The sequence below is a fragment of the Poseidonibacter sp. genome (assembly GCF_041821165.1).
GTDB lineage: Bacteria > Campylobacterota > Campylobacteria > Campylobacterales > Arcobacteraceae > Poseidonibacter.
The window spans coordinates 1-19,416 of record NZ_JBGUES010000029.1 but is presented as its reverse complement, the minus strand read 5'-3'; the positions used below and the strand labels follow the sequence as shown (position 1 = coordinate 19,416).

General features: G+C 29.2%; 18 protein-coding genes, 5 tRNA genes and 1 pseudogene. 3 read left to right on the top strand and 21 right to left on the bottom strand.

Translation table 11 applies throughout. From position 1 onward, the window contains the following. The 17 genes from ACERKK_RS04225 to mraY all read right to left on the bottom strand — a co-directional run. On the bottom strand, positions 1-451 hold a 451-nt coding region (locus tag ACERKK_RS04225), incomplete at its 3' end, for a hypothetical protein (protein WP_373771831.1). After that, positions 444-4,589 carry a DNA-directed RNA polymerase subunit beta gene (gene rpoB, locus ACERKK_RS04220; protein WP_373771830.1) on the bottom strand — a complete coding sequence of 1,382 codons (4,146 nt, stop codon included), beginning with the start codon at positions 4,587-4,589 and terminating at the stop codon, positions 444-446. The genes ACERKK_RS04225 and rpoB, both read right to left, overlap by 8 nt. Positions 4,590-4,758: 169 nt before the next feature. Further along, complete coding sequence (gene rplL / locus ACERKK_RS04215) at positions 4,759-5,130, bottom strand: 50S ribosomal protein L7/L12 (protein WP_373771829.1); 372 nt, start codon at positions 5,128-5,130, stop codon at positions 4,759-4,761. A 51-nt stretch (positions 5,131-5,181) separates the two neighbouring features. Beyond that, a complete protein-coding gene (rplJ, locus tag ACERKK_RS04210; protein ID WP_373771828.1) occupies positions 5,182-5,670 on the bottom strand; it encodes a 50S ribosomal protein L10 in 489 nt (162 codons plus the stop codon). Between the two features lie 171 nt (positions 5,671-5,841). Then, positions 5,842-6,531 (bottom strand): 50S ribosomal protein L1, encoded by a 690-nt coding sequence (gene rplA, locus ACERKK_RS04205; RefSeq protein ID WP_373771827.1) that lies wholly within the window; start codon positions 6,529-6,531, stop codon positions 5,842-5,844. A gap of 71 nt (positions 6,532-6,602) precedes the next feature. Continuing rightward, positions 6,603-7,025 carry a 50S ribosomal protein L11 gene (rplK, locus tag ACERKK_RS04200; RefSeq protein WP_373771826.1) on the bottom strand — a complete coding sequence of 141 codons (423 nt, stop codon included), beginning with the start codon at positions 7,023-7,025 and terminating at the stop codon, positions 6,603-6,605. A gap of 104 nt (positions 7,026-7,129) precedes the next feature. Beyond that, positions 7,130-7,657, bottom strand: coding sequence for a transcription termination/antitermination protein NusG (nusG, locus tag ACERKK_RS04195; protein ID WP_373771825.1), 528 nt, complete (start codon positions 7,655-7,657; stop codon positions 7,130-7,132). Between the two features lie 11 nt (positions 7,658-7,668). Then, a complete protein-coding gene (gene secE, locus ACERKK_RS04190; RefSeq protein WP_373771824.1) occupies positions 7,669-7,851 on the bottom strand; it encodes a preprotein translocase subunit SecE in 183 nt (60 codons plus the stop codon). 84 nt (positions 7,852-7,935) lie between these two features. Next, positions 7,936-8,011 (bottom strand) — tRNA-Trp (locus ACERKK_RS04185). A gap of 69 nt (positions 8,012-8,080) precedes the next feature. Further along, positions 8,081-8,251, bottom strand: coding sequence for a 50S ribosomal protein L33 (rpmG, locus tag ACERKK_RS04180; RefSeq protein WP_373771823.1), 171 nt, complete (start codon positions 8,249-8,251; stop codon positions 8,081-8,083). Between the two features lie 10 nt (positions 8,252-8,261). Next, complete coding sequence (gene tuf / locus ACERKK_RS04175; protein WP_373771822.1) at positions 8,262-9,470, bottom strand: elongation factor Tu; 1,209 nt, start codon at positions 9,468-9,470, stop codon at positions 8,262-8,264. A 230-nt stretch (positions 9,471-9,700) separates the two neighbouring features. After that, positions 9,701-9,777 (bottom strand) — tRNA-Gly (locus ACERKK_RS04170). Positions 9,778-9,788: 11 nt separating this feature from the next. After that, positions 9,789-9,873: transfer RNA gene (locus tag ACERKK_RS04165), tRNA-Tyr, on the bottom strand. A 59-nt stretch (positions 9,874-9,932) separates the two neighbouring features. Beyond that, positions 9,933-10,010 (bottom strand) — tRNA-Thr (locus ACERKK_RS04160). 11 nt (positions 10,011-10,021) lie between these two features. After that, positions 10,022-10,097 (bottom strand) — tRNA-Phe (locus ACERKK_RS04155). A gap of 35 nt (positions 10,098-10,132) precedes the next feature. Next, positions 10,133-11,311 (bottom strand): UDP-N-acetylmuramoyl-L-alanine--D-glutamate ligase, encoded by a 1,179-nt coding sequence (gene murD / locus ACERKK_RS04150; protein WP_373771821.1) that lies wholly within the window; start codon positions 11,309-11,311, stop codon positions 10,133-10,135. Between the two features lie 14 nt (positions 11,312-11,325). Continuing rightward, positions 11,326-12,387, bottom strand: coding sequence for a phospho-N-acetylmuramoyl-pentapeptide-transferase (mraY, locus tag ACERKK_RS04145; RefSeq protein WP_373771820.1), 1,062 nt, complete (start codon positions 12,385-12,387; stop codon positions 11,326-11,328). Positions 12,388-12,454: 67 nt separating this feature from the next. Here mraY and gpmI point away from each other — a divergent pair, with 67 nt between their 5' ends. The 3 genes from gpmI to ACERKK_RS04130 are packed head-to-tail and all read left to right on the top strand — an operon-like array spanning position 12,455 to position 16,611. After that, positions 12,455-13,930 (top strand): 2,3-bisphosphoglycerate-independent phosphoglycerate mutase, encoded by a 1,476-nt coding sequence (gene gpmI / locus ACERKK_RS04140; protein WP_373771819.1) that lies wholly within the window; start codon positions 12,455-12,457, stop codon positions 13,928-13,930. A gap of 10 nt (positions 13,931-13,940) precedes the next feature. Then, complete coding sequence (locus ACERKK_RS04135) at positions 13,941-14,636, top strand: ATP-binding cassette domain-containing protein (protein ID WP_373771818.1); 696 nt, start codon at positions 13,941-13,943, stop codon at positions 14,634-14,636. A gap of 1 nt (position 14,637) precedes the next feature. Beyond that, positions 14,638-16,611 carry a transglycosylase domain-containing protein gene (locus tag ACERKK_RS04130; RefSeq protein ID WP_373771817.1) on the top strand — a complete coding sequence of 658 codons (1,974 nt, stop codon included), beginning with the start codon at positions 14,638-14,640 and terminating at the stop codon, positions 16,609-16,611. Here the strand turns inward: ACERKK_RS04130 and ACERKK_RS04125 are convergent. The 4 genes and pseudogenes from ACERKK_RS04125 to ACERKK_RS04110 form a co-directional block, all read right to left on the bottom strand. After that, the gene (locus ACERKK_RS04125) at positions 16,608-17,942 is read right to left on the bottom strand and encodes a response regulator (RefSeq protein ID WP_373771816.1); all 1,335 of its coding nucleotides are present in this window, start codon (positions 17,940-17,942) and stop codon (positions 16,608-16,610) included. The genes ACERKK_RS04130 and ACERKK_RS04125 overlap by 4 nt on opposite strands. Positions 17,943-17,946: 4 nt before the next feature. Further along, a complete protein-coding gene (locus tag ACERKK_RS04120; protein ID WP_373771815.1) occupies positions 17,947-18,336 on the bottom strand; it encodes a response regulator in 390 nt (129 codons plus the stop codon). Positions 18,337-18,349: 13 nt separating this feature from the next. Continuing rightward, positions 18,350-18,829, bottom strand: coding sequence for a chemotaxis protein CheW (locus ACERKK_RS04115; RefSeq protein ID WP_373771814.1), 480 nt, complete (start codon positions 18,827-18,829; stop codon positions 18,350-18,352). A gap of 89 nt (positions 18,830-18,918) precedes the next feature. Further along, positions 18,919-19,416, bottom strand: a pseudogene (locus tag ACERKK_RS04110) (exodeoxyribonuclease VII large subunit); the annotation flags it as partial.

Here is a 19,416-nt window from a genome sequence, read left to right as displayed (position 1 = left end):
CGATGTATGCTTCATAATATAATACTCTTTCAAGGTCTTTTAATTTAACACCTAATAAAGTACCAATTCTTGTAGGTAATGATGAAACCATCCAAATATGAGCCACAGGAGAAACTAAATCAATATGTCCCATTCTGTGTCTTCTAACTTTAGATGAAGTTACTTCAACTCCACATTTTTCACAAACTACACCTTTGTATCTCATTTTTTTGTATTTACCACAAAGACATTCGTAATCTTTTACTGGTCCAAAAATTTTCGCACAAAATAAACCATCTCTTTCAGGTTTAAGTGTTCTATAGTTTATAGTTTCTGGTTTTTTAACTTCACCTGATGACCATGAAAGAATTTTTTCAGGACTAGCAAGTCTTAATTGAAAGGCCGAAAAGTCAGTCGGTCTTTCTAATTCTTTAATTTCAATAGGCTCTAATATTTTTTCAGTTTTACTCATTATTTTCTACCTCGTCAAATATCTCAACATCTAATCCAAGTGCTTTAAGTTCTTTTGTTAATACAAAGAATGTTTCAGGAACACCCGATGCAGGAACATTTTCACCATTTGCAATAGCTCTATATGCTCTAGTTCTACCTTCAACATCATCAGATTTAGTTGTAAGCATTTCTTTAAGTACATTAGTAGCACCGTAAGCTTCTAAAGCCCAAACTTCCATTTCCCCAAATCTTTGACCACCAAATAATGCTTTTCCACCAACTGGTTGTTGTGTAACAAGAGAATAAGGTCCAGTAGATCTTGCATGCACTTTTTCATCAACAAGGTGATGAAGTTTAAGCATATACATATAACCTACATTTACTCTTTCTTTCATTTTTGAACCAGTAGTTCCATCATAAAGTACTGTTTTACCATCTGCATCAATTTTAGCTAATTCAAATAATTTAAAGAACTCATCTTCTTTTACACCATCAAATACTTGAGTTGCAAATCTTACACCTTTAGTCCAATCTTGACCATAAGTAATAAGTTCTTCATCAGATAATGAATCCATAAATTCTTTACCATTCATAAGCTTAGCAATAGATGCAATATCAGTCATTTTAGCTCTTAATTGTGCAACAAAATCAGCTTTTTTTGCATCAAATAAATCTTGAATTTGAGCTCCAAGTTTTTTACCAACTAATCCTAAGTGAACTTCAAGAATCTGTCCAATGTTCATTCTTGATGGAACCCCTAGTGGGTTAAGAATAACGTCAACTGTTGAACCATCTTCTAAATAAGGCATATCAACTTCAGGAACAATATTAGAAACAATACCTTTGTTTCCATGTCGTCCAGCCATTTTATCCCCAACTTTGATCTTTCTCTTAGTTGCAATATATACTTTTACAAGTTTAATAACACCTGATGGTAAAATATCATCATGCTCTAAAACTTGAAGTTTTTCTTCATGTTCATCTCTTAATTGAGATTTTTGTTTAATAAAGTGTTCTTTAATATCATTATATGTTTTTTCAACATCATTTGAGTAAGAAGAAACAACTTTTTTCATTGCAAATCTATTTACATTAACTAAAATATCAGTTGGAATTGTACTTCCAGTTTTATAAGTAACACCATCTAATTCAACATCTTTAGATAATACTGATTTAGTTAATAAATCATTGATTTTTAAGATTTCTTCTCTATCTAACATAAGAAGTTTATCATGATGTTTTACATCTAAATCTGATTTTTCTGATTCAATTTCTGCAACTGCTCTTTCGTCTTTTTCATATCCTTTTTTAGTGAATACTTTAACGTCAACAACAGTACCTTCCATTGATGTAGGACATACTAATGATTTATTAATAACATGACCTGCTTTTTCTCCAAAGATAGCTCTTAAAAGTCTTTCTTCAGGAGTTGGTTTAATTTCACCTTTTGGTGTAACTTTTCCAACTAAAATCATTCCACCTTTAACATAAGTACCAATTTTAATAATACCTGAGCCATCTAAATGAGTAATTGATTCTTCTTTAACACCTGGTAAATCTCTAGTAATTTCTTCATTACCATGTTTAAGCTCTCTACACTCAACTTCTTTTTCATAAATATGAACTGAAGTAAATGAATCTTCTTTAATTAATTTTTCAGATAAAACAATCGCATCTTCGTAGTTATATCCATTCCATGGCATAAAGGCAACACAAGCATTAACACCAACTGCTAATTCTCCATTATCCATTGATGGACCATCTGCAATAACTTGACCAGCTTCAACGAATTGACCTTCTTTTGTACCAATTCTTTGTCCAAAAGATGTATTATTATTTGTTCTAACGTTTTTACTTACAGAATAATGATCAATGAAAGCACCGTTTTCATCTTCACCTCTAACGTAAATATTTTTAGCATCAGCTTTTTCAATAACACCAGCTCTTTTAGCTTTAATAGCTTCCCAAGCATCTCTTGCAACTGTTTTTTCTAAACCAGTTCCAACAACAGGAGCATTAGGTCTTAATAATGGAACAGCTTGTCTCATCATATTTGATCCCATAAGTGCTCTATTGGCATCATCATGTTCTAAGAATGGAATTAAAGATGCAGCAACACCCATAACCATTTGTGAAGAAATATCAATTAAATCAACAGTGTTTTTATCTTTTAATAAGATTTCACCATCTTGTCTTGCTTCAATTAATGATTCAACAATTTTACCATTATCATCAACTTTAGTTGAACCTGGTGCTATAATTAAACCCTCTTCTTGAGTTGCAGTATAATATTTAATCTCATCAGTTACAACACCATCTTTAACAGTTTTATAAGGAGCTTCAATAAATCCTAATTCATTAACTTTAGAGAAAGTTGATAATGTATTAATAAGACCAATATTTTGTCCCTCTGGAGTTTCAACTGGACAAATTCTACCATAGTGAGTTGGGTGAACATCTCTTACTTCGAATCCAGCTCTTTCTTTTACTAAACCACCTTCACCAAGTGCAGAAAGTCTTCTTTTATGAGTAACTTCTGATAATGGGTTAGTTTGATCCATAAATTGCGATAACTGACCAGATGTAAAGAACTCAGTAATTGTTGAAGTAATCATCTTAGAGTTAACTAAATCATGAGGCATAATATCTTCTAAAGTACCAGATAATGTAGTCATTTTATCTCTGATAGCTTTTTGCATCTTAATTAAACCAGAATGTAGTTCATTAGCTAATAATTCACCAATTGCTCTAATTCTTCTGTTTCCTAAGTGATCTCTATCATCAATATGACCATGACCTGATTTAACTTTTACAAGGTATTGAACTGTTTTAATAACATCTTCATAAGTAAGAACTGTTACGTATTCAGGAACATTAACACCAAGTTTATGGTTCATTTTCATTCTACCAACTTTTGTTAAATCATATCTTTCTGGATCGAAGAATAATTTTCTAACAAACTCTTTAGCAGCTTCTTTAGTAACAGGCTCACCTGGTCTCATAACTTTATAAATTCTAATTGCTGATAAATCATTTTCATCATCAATTTGTTCTGTTTGTTTTAATAATTTTAAAGACTCAGCATCTGCTTTAAATGCATTGATAATAGAATCATCAACACCTGAAGCTAAATCATTTGCAATATCAAAAGAATCAAAACCTAAATCTAAAAGTTTTTTTAATTTAATTTCATCTAAGTTAGTTAATGCATCAAATAATACTTCACCAGATTCTGGATCAAAAATAGTATTTGCAGTATATCTTTCCATTAATAATTCAATAGGATATTCAATTAACTCAAGACCACCATCAACTAGTGCTTTTGCTTTTCTAGCTGTTAATCTCTTACCAGCAGCAACAATTAAATTACCTTTTTCATCTTTAACATCAAACTCAATTCTTCCTGTAAAATCATCAGGGTTGAACTCAGTTAAAAATTTATTACCTTTAACTTTAACATTTAAAATTGGGTAGAATAATTTAATAATATCTTCTTTAGAATAACCTAATGCTCTAAATAGAATAGTAACAGGAACTTTTCTTCTTTTATTGATTCTAACATATAAGATATCTTTTGAATCATACTCGAAGTATAACCAAGAACCTCTATCAGGAATAATTTGACCTGTGTAGATTAGTTTATTATCAGCAGTTTTAGATTCTTCTTCTTTGAAGATAACACCAGGAGATCTATGTAATTGATTTACAACAACTCTCTCAACACCATTTACAATAAATGAAGTTCTGTCTGTCATTAAAGGAATTTCTCGAACAAATAAAGCTTGTTCTTTCATATCTTTAACACCAATTTTCTCGCCAGTCTTTTCGTCTAAATCCCATAAAGTTAATCTAATATTAATTTTTAAAGGAATTGAGAAAGTTAGACCTCGAACCATAGACTCTCTTACATCATATTTAGGTTTACCTACATCTGAACCTAAGTAATCAAGAGTTATTCTGTTTTGAACATCATGAATTGGAAAAATAGATTTGAAGACTTTTTCAATACCAGCAGTAGATCTATCATCCTGACCTATCATTAAAAACGTTTCGTAAGAATTTTGTTGTAATTGTAATAAGTTTGGAATTTCGATTTGTTGCGGATTTTTTGCAAAATCAACTCTAAGTCTATTACCAGATTTTAAAGAGTTTAACATTATCGGCCTTGTTATAAAATTTGGTTTAGTTTTTGCTTTCAATATAAAGCACAAAAGCATCCCTAAAGGATAGGGTTAAAATTTGTCTAAATTCTAACCTTAGCCTTCAAAGATGCTAGTCTTTATACAAGGCATAAAGCCTTGTATAACAGCATAATTACGAGTGTAATTATTTAATTTCTACAGTTGCTCCAGCAGCTTCTAATTCAGCTTTTGCAGCTTCAGCGTCTTCTTTAGAGATTCCTTCTTTAATTGTAGATGGAGTTTCTTCTGCAGCAGATTTTGCTTCTTTTAATCCAAGACCAGTTAATGCTCTTACAACTTTAATAACGTTGATTTTTTTAGCACCAGCGTCAGTAATAACTACGTCAAACTCAGTTTGCTCATCAGCTGCTTCAACAGCTGCACCAGCAACACCAGCAACAGCTACAGGCTGTGCAGATACTCCGAATTTTTCTTCAAATTCTTTAACTAATTCTGATAACTCAAGAACAGATAATCCTGAGATATATTCTAATACGTCTTCTTTAGAAATTGCCATTTTATTTCCTATAATATTTTATTTTTATTTTATTAATTTATTGTAACTTAATTAAGCTACGTCTTCTTCTTTTTTCTTTCTAAGAGCATCAAGCCCAATAGTAAAGTTAGCAACAGGAGCCATCCAAGTAGCTGCAAGCATACCAAGAAGTTCTTCTCTTGATGGTAATTTAGCGAATGCATTAACAGTTGCAATATCAGCAATGTTACCTTCAATTATACCTGATTTGATTTCAAATTTTTCTTTGTTTGCAGTTGCGAATTTATCAGCAACTTTACAAGCAGAAATTTGATCTTCAGACCATAAGAAAATGTTTGTACCATTTAATTCAATATCACCTAATTCAGCATTTTTTACAGCAACTGTAACTAATGTGTTTTTAGCAACTTGAACTTTAGTATTATTAGCTTTTGCTTCAGTTCTTAAAGATTCTAATTCTTTATGAGTTAGACCTTTGTAATCACATACTACAATCGCTAAAGAATCTTTAAACTCAGAAGTTAAAGAATCAATAATTTCAATTTTTTGTTGTTTAGTCATTTATATATCTCCTTCCAAAACATCCAACTTCGGCGGGTTTTATAAAATACGGAGTTGTATTTTACCTGCTATCTTCAGTTTTATAATCAGTGCTTTGAATAACACTCAAACATAAAGATTAATTAATCTTCACTATTGAATATTAAAAAAATTAAATAAGGAAAGAATTCCTTATTTAATGTCCATTAATTCTGCTGCATCAACATTAATTGATGGAGACATAGTTAATGAGATAGCTGCATTAGCTATATATTTACCTTTTGCAGAAGCAGGTTTTGCTTTGTTAATTGCTCTTACGAAAGTTTCAATATTTTCTTTGATAGCTTCTTCAGAGAAAGATACTTTACCAACAGCTGCTTGCATGTTACCTTTTTTATCAACTCTATATGCTACTTGACCACCTTTAGCATCATTAACTGCTTTAGTAACGTCCATAGTAACAGTTCCAACTTTAGGATTAGGCATTAAACCTTTTGGCCCTAAGATTCTTCCTAATTTACCAACTAATCCCATACAATCAGGAGTTGCAATTAGAACATCAAAATCAATAGTTCCAGCTTGTACAATTTCAACTAAATCATCATTACCAACGATATCAGCACCAGCTGCTTTTGCTTCATCAACTTTCGTTCCTTTAGCAAATACTGCAACTCTAACAGTTTTACCAGTACCATGAGGAAGTACAACAGCACCTCTAATCATTTGGTCTGCATGTCTTGGATCAACATTTAAATTAAGTGCAACTTCAACACTCTCATCAAACTTAACAGATTTTAATTCTCTTACTAATGCAGTTGCATCAGCTAAAGAATAATTTCTTGCTTCAATTTTTTCACTTAACGCTTTATATCTTTTTGCCATTTTATTCTCCGCAATTTTTATTTTTTTGCTTCCACGAATTTTAAGTCTGTGGTTTGACTAGATTTTGTAGATTATTCTACTTCAATTCCCATTGATCTAGCAGAACCAGCAACGATTTTTGCAGCTTGTTCTTTACAATCAGTATTTAAATCAGCGATTTTCATATCAACGATTTCCATAACTTGATCTTTAGTTAATTTTCCGATTTTGTTTTTAAGTGCATTATCAGAACCTTTTTTAATACCAGTTACTTTTTTAATTAAATCAGTCATTGGTGGTTGACTTAATACGAATGTAAAACTTTTATCTGTATATACAGTAAGTTCAACAGGAATATTAAATCCTTTTTTATCTTTTGTTTTTTCATTAAATGCTTTACAAAATTCCATAATGTTAACACCTCTTTGACCTAATGCAGGTCCAACAGGTGGTGATGGGTTTGCAGCACCAGCAGGTATTTGAAGTTTTAGTTTACCTTGTACTTTTTTTGCCATAATAATCCTTTTTTTGTTTTGGTTAATGATTTAGACATTAGGCAAGAAAACTATAAAAGAAGCTAAGTTTTATTGCTTAATGCCTAAATCAATATTTTAAATTTTTATACTACTCTCTCAACTTGAGAGTAAGATATTTCAACTGGTGTATTTCTTCCAAAAATTGATACATTTAGTTTTAATAAACCAGATGCCATATCAAATCCTTCTACTAAACCATTAAAGTTAGCAAATGGACCTTCATTGATTCTAACCATTTCACCTTCATCAAATGAAACTTTTGGTTTAGCTGCAGCTCTATTTTGAACTTTTTCTAAAATCAGGTTAATATCTTTATCAGATAATGCTGTAGGTTTTTTTGATTCACCAATAAATCTTCCAACTCTTGGCATTGACTGGATTTTATGCCAAAGTCCAGTATCTAAATCGATTTTTGCAAAAGCGTAAGCTGGATACAATGGTCTTTCAACTATTGACTTCTTACCTTTTTTAATTTCAATTAAATCTTCTGTTGGAACTAATACTTCAGATATTCTACCATCGTTTATTTCTTCAGCTAACTGAAGTAATGCTCTTTTAACTGATAGTTCACTACCAGAATATGTTTGTATTGCATACCATTTATGTGCCATTATTTAAGTCCTTAGTTCATTACAGATGACAAGCTTAAAGACATAATACCATCAATTAATGCTAGAAATAAAGAGATAACAGTTACAACGATAAATACTGATAAATATGCAGATCTAATTTGTTCTTTGATAGGAAAGATAACTTTGAATAATTCTTCTTTAGCATTTTTGTAATAAGTTTTAAATTTATTCACATTGACTCCGAGTATTGATAAAATAAGCTTGTAAATTCTTTCAAAAAGAGTCGAAACTTCTTTAAAAAGAATTTATTTTTAAAATGGCAGGCCAGGAGGGACTCGAACCCACAACCGTCGGATTTGGAATCCGGCGCTCTACCATTGGAGCTACTGACCTACTTTAGATGTTTAAAGTTCGAAATTATATCGTAACAAACTTAAACAAAACAAAGATTAAACTAAAGTCTTACGACTTTAGTTTAATTTCTTTGTGAATTGTGTGTTTTTTTAATCTTGGGCTATATTTTTTTAAAGCCATTTTTTCTGTATGCGTTTTTGGGTTTTTGTGAGTAGTATAGTTAATATCACCAGACTCTTCACATTTTAAACCAATTTTAATGCTATCTCCGTTTGCCATTAATCAATCCTTACTTAATGATTTCGGCAACAACACCAGCACCAACAGTTCTACCACCTTCTCTAATAGCGAACTTTGTACCTTTTTCAAGTGCAATTGGAGCAACTAGAACAACGCTCATTTCAACGTTATCTCCAGGCATAACCATTTCAGTACCTTCAGGTAATGTACAAGAACCAGTAACATCAGTAGTTCTTACATAGAATTGTGGTCTGTATCCTGAGAAGAATGGAGTATGTCTACCACCCTCTTCTTTAGAAAGGATATATACTTCAGCTCTGAATTCAGTATGTGGAGTAATTGTACCTGGCTTAATAAGAACTTGTCCTCTTTGAACATCTTCTTTTTTAATTCCTCTAATAAGGATACCAGCATTATCACCAGCTTCTGCAAATTCCATTTCTTTTCTAAACATCTCAATACCTGTTACAGTAGTTGTTTGAGTGTCTTTAAGACCAACGATTTCAATTTGCTCACCTAATTTAATAGTACCTTTAGAAATAGCACCAGTTACAACTGTTCCTCTTCCTGAGATTGAGAAAACATCTTCAACAGGCATTAAGAAATCTTTATCAGTTTCTCTTTGTGGAGTTGGAATGTAAGCATCTACTTCAGCCATTAATGTATAAATCTTTTCAGACCATTCACCAGCTGTACCAGATTTAGCTTCTTCTAATGCTTGGAATGCAGATCCAGCAACGATTGGAGTATCATCACCTGGGAAGTCATACTCAGAAAGTAATTCTCTTACTTCCATTTCAACTAATTCTAACATTTCTTCTCTATCTTCGTCATCTAACTGATCTTCTTTATTTAAGAAAACAACAATGTAAGGTACACCTACTTGTTTAGATAATAAGATATGCTCTCTAGTTTGTGCCATAGGACCATCAGTAGAAGCAATAACTAAGATAGCTCCATCCATTTGTGCTGCACCAGTAATCATGTTTTTAACGTAATCGGCGTGACCTGGACAATCTACGTGTGCGTAGTGTCTAGTTTCAGTTTCATACTCAACGTGAGAAGTAGCAATAGTAATTCCTCTTTCTCTTTCTTCTGGAGCGTTATCAATTTGATCGTAATCCATAGTAGCTTGACCATTTTTAAGCCCTAAACACATAGTGATAGCTGCTGTTAATGTAGTTTTACCGTGGTCAACGTGACCAATTGTTCCAATGTTAACGTGTGGTTTACTTCGTTCGAATTTTTCTTTTGCCATAGAATTTCCCTTCTAATTTATAGGTTGTTGCCCTCTGAGTAGATAAGCCCATTAGCTTCTCTATTCAGAGGGGATTTATTAATTTTATTAATAGATATTTTACTATCTATAATTTTGAATGTGTATTATATTGAATAAATACTAAAAAAAAACTTAGTGGGATAAATATTTATAAGAAGTTATAAAATTTGTGCTTATTTTAACTAAGCTCCCAATAATCAATAAATTAATGGAGCGGGAAACGAGACTCGAACTCGCGACAATCTGCTTGGAAGGCAGAGGCTCTAGCCAACTGAGCTATTCCCGCGCTCATTATAATGGTGGGAAGAGAAGGACTCGAACCTTCGAAGCCGTAGGCGGCGGATTTACAATCCGCAGGATTTGACCACTCTCCAACCTTCCCGTTGAAAATTATTGTTTCGTTTAGTGTTTTCTTCAAACAAAGATAACGCACGATTTAAATGGAGCTGGTGAAGGGACTCGAACCCCCGACCTGCTGATTACAAATCAGCTGCTCTAGCCAAGCTGAGCTACACCAGCGCCTAATTTAATGGTGGTTCGAGACAGAATCGAACTGTCGACACAAGGATTTTCAATCCTTTGCTCTACCGACTGAGCTATCGAACCCCTTAAATTGGAGTGGAAGTATACACATAGCAGTATTAAACTATGCTTAAACTATTAACTAAATTTTTAAATTCTTTTCCTCTATGTGCATAAGATGAAAATTGATCTAATGAAGCTGCTGCTGGAGACAGTATTCCAACGCTATTTAGAGACATATTCTTAGCTATTTTCTCAACTGCATTATTTAGATAATTACACTCATTTATTTCAATATTAAAATCTTTTGCATATGAAATAAGTTTTTTTGTATTACTTCCTATTGCATAAATTGTAATATTTAGGTCTTTTATATTTTCAAATAGAGGTAATAAATTAGCACCTTTATCATCACCACCTAATATAATATGGATATTTTTATCTTTATATGGAACTAATGCGTTCATTGTTGCATCAACATTTGTAGCTTTTGAATCATTAATCCATAATCTATTTAAACTATCATAGAACTCTTCTACTTTATGTTCATCAATTTTAAATGTATTTATTTTTTCATAATCTATTTCATCAAATAAAATCTTTTTTGTGCATAATGCTAATATTGCATCTAATAAAAAGGGTTCTTTAAATTTTATTTCTTTTTTATTTATATTAAACTTTTCACATAAATCATCACTATTTTCATATGTAATTACTTTTGCTTTTGTTTTGTAAGATTCAAATATTTTTGGAATTATTGCAATATCATCTTCATTCATATTATCTAATGGTTTTAATTTTGCATTTTTATACTCTTCATATGAACCATGCCAAGTAATATGATCTTCTGAAATAGGTAATAAAATATATAAGTTTGGTTTTGCTTTATTTGTATAGTGCAGTGTAAAAGATGATGTTTCTAAAATCCATATTTTTGCTTTTTCATCTAAATGGCTAAGTGGTACACCAATATTTCCACCATATATTGACTGTTTTGATTCTAATATATGTTGTGTCATTTGAGTTGTTGTGGTTTTACCATTTGTTCCAGATATCCAAATAGAAAAAGGCATAATATCAAAAAATAAATCATAATCACTTTGAATATTTACTGATTGTTTTACCATTTCATTATATGGTGGAATTCCTGGACTTACAACTGTAATTTCATTTGATGATAAGTCATAAGTATTAAAATCCTTATCATCATATAATATAGCATTTGGAAACTTATCCAAAATAGCTTTAGCTGTTAGCCCTTTTCCTAATACTCTTATTTTTTTTTCATTTATATTCATGGTTATTAGTCTCTTTATCTAATTTTTAAACTCATTAGAGCTAATAGATTTGTCATAAAAGATATAATCCAAAACCTAACAATAATTTTGTTTTCTTTCCAACCTTTTTTCTCAAAATGGTGATGAATGGGTGCCATTAAAAAAACTCTTTTTTGTCTTAATTTATATGAACCTACTTGTAATATAACAGATACAGTTTCTAAAACAAAAATAAATCCAATTAGTAATAGTAGTATTTCTGATTTACTAACAATTGCCATATATCCCATAAATGCACCAATTGGTAAAGAACCTGAATCACCCATAAATACTTGTGCTGGATGTGAATTAAACCATAAGAATGCAATCAAAGAACCTGAAATTGCAGCCCCCATAATTGTTAACTCTCCAACTAACTGTACATTTGGTAATAATAAATATGATGAAATAATTGCATGACCTGAAATATATACTATTACAGATAGCGTAAAAAATGCCATCAAAGAAGGAACTGTTGCTAAACCATCTAAACCATCAGTTAAATTAACAGCATTTGATGCAGCAACTAAAACTAACATCCAAAATACTATTGAAAATAAACCCATATCAAAAAGAGGTAGCTTATAAAATGGGGTATATAAACTCGTTGTATGCCCGTAAGAATACACTAGATAAACTACTGCAAAACCTGCTATAAACTGAAATATCAATTTAACTCTTGCACTTAAGCCAGCAGAGTTTTGATTTTTAGATATTTTTGAATAATCATCTTGAATACCAATTAGTGAAAAAAGTATTACTGTTAATAAACCACCCATAATATAGAAGTTATTCAATTTTGCAGTTAATAAAGTTGCAATAATTGTTGCAAAAATAAAAACAATTCCACCCATTGTAGGAGTTCCTGCTTTTTCTTGATGACCTTGTGGAGCATGTTCATAAATTGGCTGTGACGCATTCTTTGTTTTAGCCCAAGCAATAAACTTAGGTAACAAATACATAGTTAAAAGAAATGAAATAAAAAAACTTATTCCTGCTCTTACTGAAATATATTGAAAGATATTAATCTCTAGGTGTCTATAGAACCAATAAAACAAACTCAAACCTTCATTTTGGTATAATCGTGCGATTATAATATATTATACTTTTTAAAAGGTTTAAACTATGGCAAACAAAACGATTCTTGTGATAACTGATGGAATTGGACATAATGATTCTTCAAATTTTAACGCATTTTCACAAGCAAATACTCCAACATATGATAATTTATTTAAAAATACTCCTTACTCTTTAATTCATACTTATGGAAAATTTGTAGGTTTACCTGATGGTCAAATGGGTAATTCAGAAGTAGGACATATGACTATTGGTTCAGGTAGAATTTTATACCAAGATTTAGTAAAAATTAATATTGCAATTGAAGATGATACATTAAAAGACAACGAAGTATTAAACGAAACAATACAAGAGTCTAATAATGTTCATTTAATTGGTTTATTAAGTGATGGTGGTGTTCATTCACATATAAGTCATATTATTTCAATGGCAAAAATTGCAAAAGCTAAAAATAAAAAAGTTTTTATTCATATGATTACAGATGGTAGAGATGTTGCTCCTGATTGTGCAAGTAAATATGTACAAGAAATAATTGATATTTGTGATGAAGATATTAGTATTGCTACAATTTCAGGAAGATATTACTCTATGGATAGAGATAATAGATGGGATAGAATAAAAAAAGGTCATGATGCAATTGCACTTGCTTTACCTAGAACAAAATTAAATCCATTAGAGTTTATTGAAAATTCTTATAAAGAGGATATTTTTGATGAGTTTATTATTCCTACTTCATTTGAAGGATATAATGGATTTAAAGAAAATGATTCTGTAATCTTTTGTAACTTTAGATCAGATAGAATGAGAGAATTATCTAGCGTATTTGCAGATGCTAATTTTTCTCATTTCCCTAAGTTTGCTGAAAAACTGCATATTGCTACAATGACACAATATGATAAAAACACACCACTTCCAGTTTTATTTCCAAAAGTTGCACCTATAAATACATTAGCAGAAGTTATTTCAAATGCTGGTTTATCACAAGTTCATACAGCAGAAACTGAAAAATATGCTCATGTTACATTTTTCTTTAATGGTGGAGTTGAAGAACCTATGTTAAATGAAACTAGAGTTTTAATCCCATCTCCAAATGTTGCAACATATGATTTAAAACCAGAAATGTCAGCACCGCAAGTTGGACAAGCAGTTCTAGATGCAATGGACGCATCAAGTGACTTTATTGTTGTAAACTTTGCAAATGGTGATATGGTTGGACATACAGGTGTTTTTGATGCAGCTGTTAAGTCTGTTGAAACAGTTGATAATGAATTATCTAAGATAATTAAAAAAGCTAAAGAGTTAGATTATAATTTAGTTTTAACATCAGATCATGGTAACTGTGAAAGAATGAGAGATGAAGATGGAAATACTTTAACAAACCATACAGTTGGAGATGTATACTGTTTTGTAATTGCTCCAAATGTAAAAGAAGTAAAATCTGGAAGTTTAAATAATATTGCACCAACAGTATTAAAACTTATGGGTCTTAAAGTTCCACAAGAGATGGATGAATCATTAATATAAAAGAAGAATTATGTTGAATATTGATATAAAAAAACTAGAAATTAGAAACAAGAATAATATTTTAGTGGATATTTCATTTAATATATCAAGTTCAACAGCTTTAATTGGACAAAGTGGTAGTGGAAAATCACTTACTTTAAAAGCTTTACTAAACTTATTGCCAAATAGTTTAAATTATAAAAAAGATATTAACTCAAGTTTTGAGTTAAACTCAGATAATATTGGATTTATACCACAAAATCCATTTACATCATTATCACCAATGACTAAAATAAATAAACAATTTTTTTGTTCAGATAAGAAAAAAGAAGAAGTTCTTAAACTTGTTGATTTAGATACTTGGGTTTTAGATAAGTTTCCAAATCAATTAAGTGGTGGACAAATTCAAAGAGTTATTATTGCAATTGTATTAAGTAAAGATGTAAAACTTTTATTACTTGATGAACCAACAACAGCTTTAGATGTAGAAAATAGAGATAATATAACTCAATTAATAAAAAACTTATCCAAAAAACTAAATATACTTATATTATATGTAACTCATGATATTGAGTCTATAAAAAGTATATGTGATAAAATTGTAATTATAAATAATGGATATATTGTAGAAGAAGGATTAACAGTAGAAATATTAAATAATCCAAAAGAAGAGTATACAAAGAGATTAATAAACTCTACTTTTAAAAATAAAGAATTTAGGAAATAATATGATTAAATATATATTTGGTTTTTTTCTTATAATAGGACTAGGTACTTGTGCTTGGTTATATAATTTATATGATGAAATTAAACATGATATCGATAAAGTTATTCACTATAAACCAAAACAAACAACTCAATTTTTTGATAAAAATGGAAAACTAATTGCAAATACTTTTGTAAAAGAAAATAGAGAGTATGTTAAATATGACGATATTCCTGCAAAAGTTATTGAAGGCTTAGTTGCTATTGAAGATACTCAATATTTTGAGCATATAGGAATTAACCCTGATGCGATTTCAAGAGCAATTATTAAAGATATTAAAGCACGTGCTTTTGTTGAAGGTGCTAGTACTTTAACTCAACAACTTATAAAAATGTTAGTTTTATCAAGAGAAAAGAAGTTAATTAGAAAAGTTAAAGAAGCTTTACTAGCAATTAGACTTGAAACAATACTAAGTAAAGAAGAAATACTTGAAAGATATTTAAATCATGTTTATTTTGGACATGGATATTATGGTATTAAAACAGCTGCTAGAGGTTACTTTAAAAAAGATTTATATGAACTATCACTAAAAGAAATTGCTATTTTAGTTGGACTACCTAGAGCTCCTAGTTTTTATGACCCAACGAAAAATCTAAAAATTTCATTAGCAAGAGCAAATCAAGTAATTACAAGATTAAATACACTTGGATGGATAAATAAAGAACAGTATGAAACATCTTTAAAAGAATCGCCTGAAATATTTAATCAAACACTTACTAAAAATAAAGCACCTTATGTTATTGATTATGCAATAAAACTATTAGCACCTGAAATTCCTGATATTAGATCAGGTGGATATAAAATCAAATTAACAATTGATTTAGATGCTCAAGATATTGCAAAAGAAGGATTAGCTAAATCATATGAAGAAGCATTAAAAAGAGATTTATATTATAGAGAAAAAGAGAATGATTTAGAAAATGATGAATTTGTAAAAGATCTAAATGGTGCTGTTGTTTCAATAGAGAGTAGCACTGGAAAAATTTTAGCTCTAGTTGGTGGAGTTGATTATTATACTTCGATGTTTAATCGAGCAGTTCAATCAAAAAGACAACCTGGTTCTTCTATTAAACCTTTTATTTATCAAACTGCATTAAATGAAGGATTAAATCCTGCATCAAGATTAATTGATATTTCAAGAAGTTATGATTATAAAGTTGGTGAAGTTGAGAAAAAATGGAATCCTAGAAACTATGGTGGTAATTTTAAAGGTTTTATTAACCTTAGAGAATCTCTTATGTTATCAAGAAACTTATCAACAATAAATCTTGTTACTGATACAGGAATTGATGTAATGTATAAAGGATTAGAGTCTTATGGCTTTAAAGATATGCCTTATGATTTATCAATTACTTTAGGTTCTATGTCTTCTACATTAATTGAACTTTCTCAAGCATATAGTGTTTTTGCAAATCAAGGTATTCAAGTTAAACCTTATATTATTGAGCAAATTACTAATAATAAAGGTGAAAGTGTAATGTTTGAACCTGAAACAAAAGTTGTTAATTCACCTGAACAAACTTTCTTAATGACGTCAATTTTACATGATACTGTAAATAAAGGAACAGGAAGAAGAGCAAGGGTAAAAGGAATTGATTTAGCAGGTAAAACTGGTACAACAAATAATAACGTAGATGCATGGTTCTGTGGTTATTCTCCAACAATACAAACAATTGTATGGTTTGGAAATGATAATAATAAGCCAATGAGAAAAAGTGAAACAGGTGGAAAAGTTGCAGCACCAGTTTTTTCACACTTTTATAAAAATTATTTAGAGATACATCCAGAAATTAAAAGAGAATTTACTAAACCTGCAAATGTGTATGAGTCTAAGATTAATGGAAGAACTGAATATTATACAGAAACGTCACCTTTACCTCAAGTAAAAATTGAAATACCTAGTGAAAATTCTAAAGAACAGATTATGGAGTTTTAATTAAAAATTCTCTCCATAAATGTTTTATCACCATAAGCAATAATTTGTTTCTCTAATTCTTCATTTTTTAGAGCTTCGTCTTTTGCTTTTTGTTTCCAGTAGTTTAATTTTTGATTTAAAACTTCAATACTATCCATACTTTTTAATTTTTCACTAAGTGTTTCAATTTTTTTATCATAATCTAATTTAAGCTCTTCTATTTCTTCATCTTTTTTATGATTAAAATTTGTTAAATCACTTTTTAATTTTTCATTTTTTGTTTTTAATTCATTGTTTTCTTTTGTTAAAATTAAAGATTTGTTATATCTATTTGAACTATTTTTAAAAGTAGATAATTCAGCAGTTAAATTTCTATTCTCATTTTTTAAACTATCTAATGAATCTGTATATTTTAAATTCATTTTTTTAAGTTTTTCAACGTCATTAGTTAAATTAACAAGTCTATTTTTTAAAGTATTTATAATCATATTTTGTTGAGCAGAACCCTCTTTACTCTTAATAAAAATTTGACTTTTATCTTTCATTAAAGATAATTGAATACCTCTTTTTTTATTTAACTCTTCTGTAATATCCTTTTGAATAGAAATAGCACCTGTTATTTCTCCAATTGAATTAAAAGTAGTAATCATATAACAATCAGTGTAATAAATATCACCCTCTTTTGTACTATTTTTTAATTTGCCATGCCAAGGTTTATTGTTTAATACAGACTCTTTTATCTGTTCAAAAATTTCATTTGAAGTATCTGCATGTTTTAATATTGTAAAATCTTGCCCAATTAATTCATCAACTTCATATCCTGTAATTGAACAAAATAACTCATTTACATAAGTAATATTTAAATTTGCATCTAACTTAATTACAATATTATTTGAATCAATGATTTCTTTATACTTTTCTAAATCTGCAGTTTGTTTTTTAATAAGGGATTCTTGATATAAAATATTTGCTAAATCACTAATTGATACTAAAAACTTTTTTATATCAATTGGTTTAACAATATACTCATATACTTTTAATTTAATAGCTTCGAATAAAAAGTTACTATCAGAATGTGCTGTAGCAAAGAAAATAGGTACATTACTACCTATTCCTCTAATTTTTTTTACCATATCAATACCACTTAATTTGGGCATATTAATATCTGTTAGAACTAAATCAATATCTTTTTGATTAGTTAAGAAAGTTCTTAGTCCACTTTCTCCATCTTTTTCTATAAAAACCTTTCCAAAAAAACCTAATAACAAATTAGATAATTCATTTCTAATTACATCATCATCTTCTACATATAGAATTTTTAAGCGTTTTAATAAGTCTTTATCTATTGCCATGTAGTTATTCTATTTTCATATTTGTAATTAGTTCAATAAATTTTATAAAATCAAATGGCTTTAAAAGGTACTCTTCCACACCATACTCTTTTGCTTTTGTGATATATTCTCTTTCTGTATGTGCTGACATAATAATTACAGGCATAAAAATATCTTTATCTTGAAGTGTTTTAATTAAATCTAAACCATTCATATAAGGCATATTAATATCAGTTACTAATACATCAATATCTTTATGTTCATCAATTAATTTAAGTGCTTCAAGACCATTTGTTGCTGTTAAAAAATTAATTTTTAGTTTAGTTAATGCTTCGCTAATTATACAAAGTAAATCCTCTTCATCTTCAACGAAAAGTAATTTTAACTCTCTTAATTTTGATATTTTCTCTTGCATTATTTATCCAATATTAATCTGTAAGCTCTTCTTTTGCAACAACTCTTTCTATATCCATAATAACAAGCATTTCATTATTATCAAGTCTTACATAACCTTTTAAATATTTTGAAGGAATAGCTGAACCCATTTCAGAAACAGGAGCAAGAGTACTTGTATCTAATCTTTGTACATCATCAACTAAATCAACAATAATACCAATCATTCTTTTATCTTCAGTAATTACAGCAATTACAGAAGTATTTTCATCGTAAGAACCTTCACTAATATTAAATTTGATTCTAATATCTAAGATAGGTACAACCTCACCTCTTAAGTTAATAAGACCTTTAACCCAATTTGAAATATTTGGTAATGGAGTAATATTATCAGGGTAAGTTAGAATCTCTCTAATCTTTGGTAATTCAATTGCATACTTCATAGCACCTAACTCAAATGTCATAAACTCACTTGTGTTTGTATAATCTATAACTTTTTCATCATCTTTGTTCATGAATATTCCTTTATTGGCAAATAAAAAATAGCCTAATTTGGCATATTATAACTAAACAATCATTATTTTAACTATAATGATTGTTTAGATTATTGCTTTTTTAATTCATTTAAAGTACAAATGGCTATATGAGTAGCAGTTTGAAGTGAAATCTTATCTCCAACTTCTAATTTGTCCATTGTAACAATTTTATTATCTTTTGATAATTGAACAAATCCTTTTTTATCTTTCTTATTTGGATGATTATGTTCAAATCCACTTTTAATCATACTAATTTCATTTTGATATTTATTTAAGTTTTGTGAAAAGATATTTGAATATTGGTTTTTTAGTAATTGTAAACTATTTTGTGCATTATTTATTTTTTGAGATAAATTACTGTCAAAAGAAGAAATCAAAAATTTTATTTCTGATTGAATAAACTTAAATTTTGAATCAATTGAATTTTGCTCAAATAGTTTTTTCATATTAATTAATTTTTGTTCTTTATTAAATAATATATTTTTAAATTTAGTATTTAAGTCATTGGATAATGAATCTAAATACATTCTATGTTCATTAATATCAGGTAAGGCAATTTCCATAGC

Coding starts and splice junctions, on each gene's coding strand:
- rpoB (WP_373771830.1), bottom strand. CDS start 4,589: ATGTTAAACTCTTTAAAATCTGGTAATAGACTTAGAGTTGATTTTGCA.
- rplL (WP_373771829.1), bottom strand. CDS start 5,130: ATGGCAATTTCTAAAGAAGACGTATTAGAATATATCTCAGGATTATCT.
- rplJ (WP_373771828.1), bottom strand. CDS start 5,670: ATGACTAAACAACAAAAAATTGAAATTATTGATTCTTTAACTTCTGAG.
- rplA (WP_373771827.1), bottom strand. CDS start 6,531: ATGGCAAAAAGATATAAAGCGTTAAGTGAAAAAATTGAAGCAAGAAAT.
- rplK (WP_373771826.1), bottom strand. CDS start 7,025: ATGGCAAAAAAAGTACAAGGTAAACTAAAACTTCAAATACCTGCTGGT.
- nusG (WP_373771825.1), bottom strand. CDS start 7,657: ATGGCACATAAATGGTATGCAATACAAACATATTCTGGTAGTGAACTA.
- rpmG (WP_373771823.1), bottom strand. CDS start 8,251: ATGGCAAACGGAGATAGCATTAAAATTGGTTTAAAATGTGAAGAGTCT.
- tuf (WP_373771822.1), bottom strand. CDS start 9,470: ATGGCAAAAGAAAAATTCGAACGAAGTAAACCACACGTTAACATTGGA.
- murD (WP_373771821.1), bottom strand. CDS start 11,311: ATGAATATAAATGAAAAAAAAATAAGAGTATTAGGAAAAGGGCTAACA.
- gpmI (WP_373771819.1), top strand. CDS start 12,455: ATGGCAAACAAAACGATTCTTGTGATAACTGATGGAATTGGACATAAT.
- ACERKK_RS04135 (WP_373771818.1), top strand. CDS start 13,941: ATGTTGAATATTGATATAAAAAAACTAGAAATTAGAAACAAGAATAAT.
- ACERKK_RS04130 (WP_373771817.1), top strand. CDS start 14,638: ATGATTAAATATATATTTGGTTTTTTTCTTATAATAGGACTAGGTACT.
- ACERKK_RS04125 (WP_373771816.1), bottom strand. CDS start 17,942: ATGGCAATAGATAAAGACTTATTAAAACGCTTAAAAATTCTATATGTA.
- ACERKK_RS04120 (WP_373771815.1), bottom strand. CDS start 18,336: ATGCAAGAGAAAATATCAAAATTAAGAGAGTTAAAATTACTTTTCGTT.
- ACERKK_RS04115 (WP_373771814.1), bottom strand. CDS start 18,829: ATGAACAAAGATGATGAAAAAGTTATAGATTATACAAACACAAGTGAG.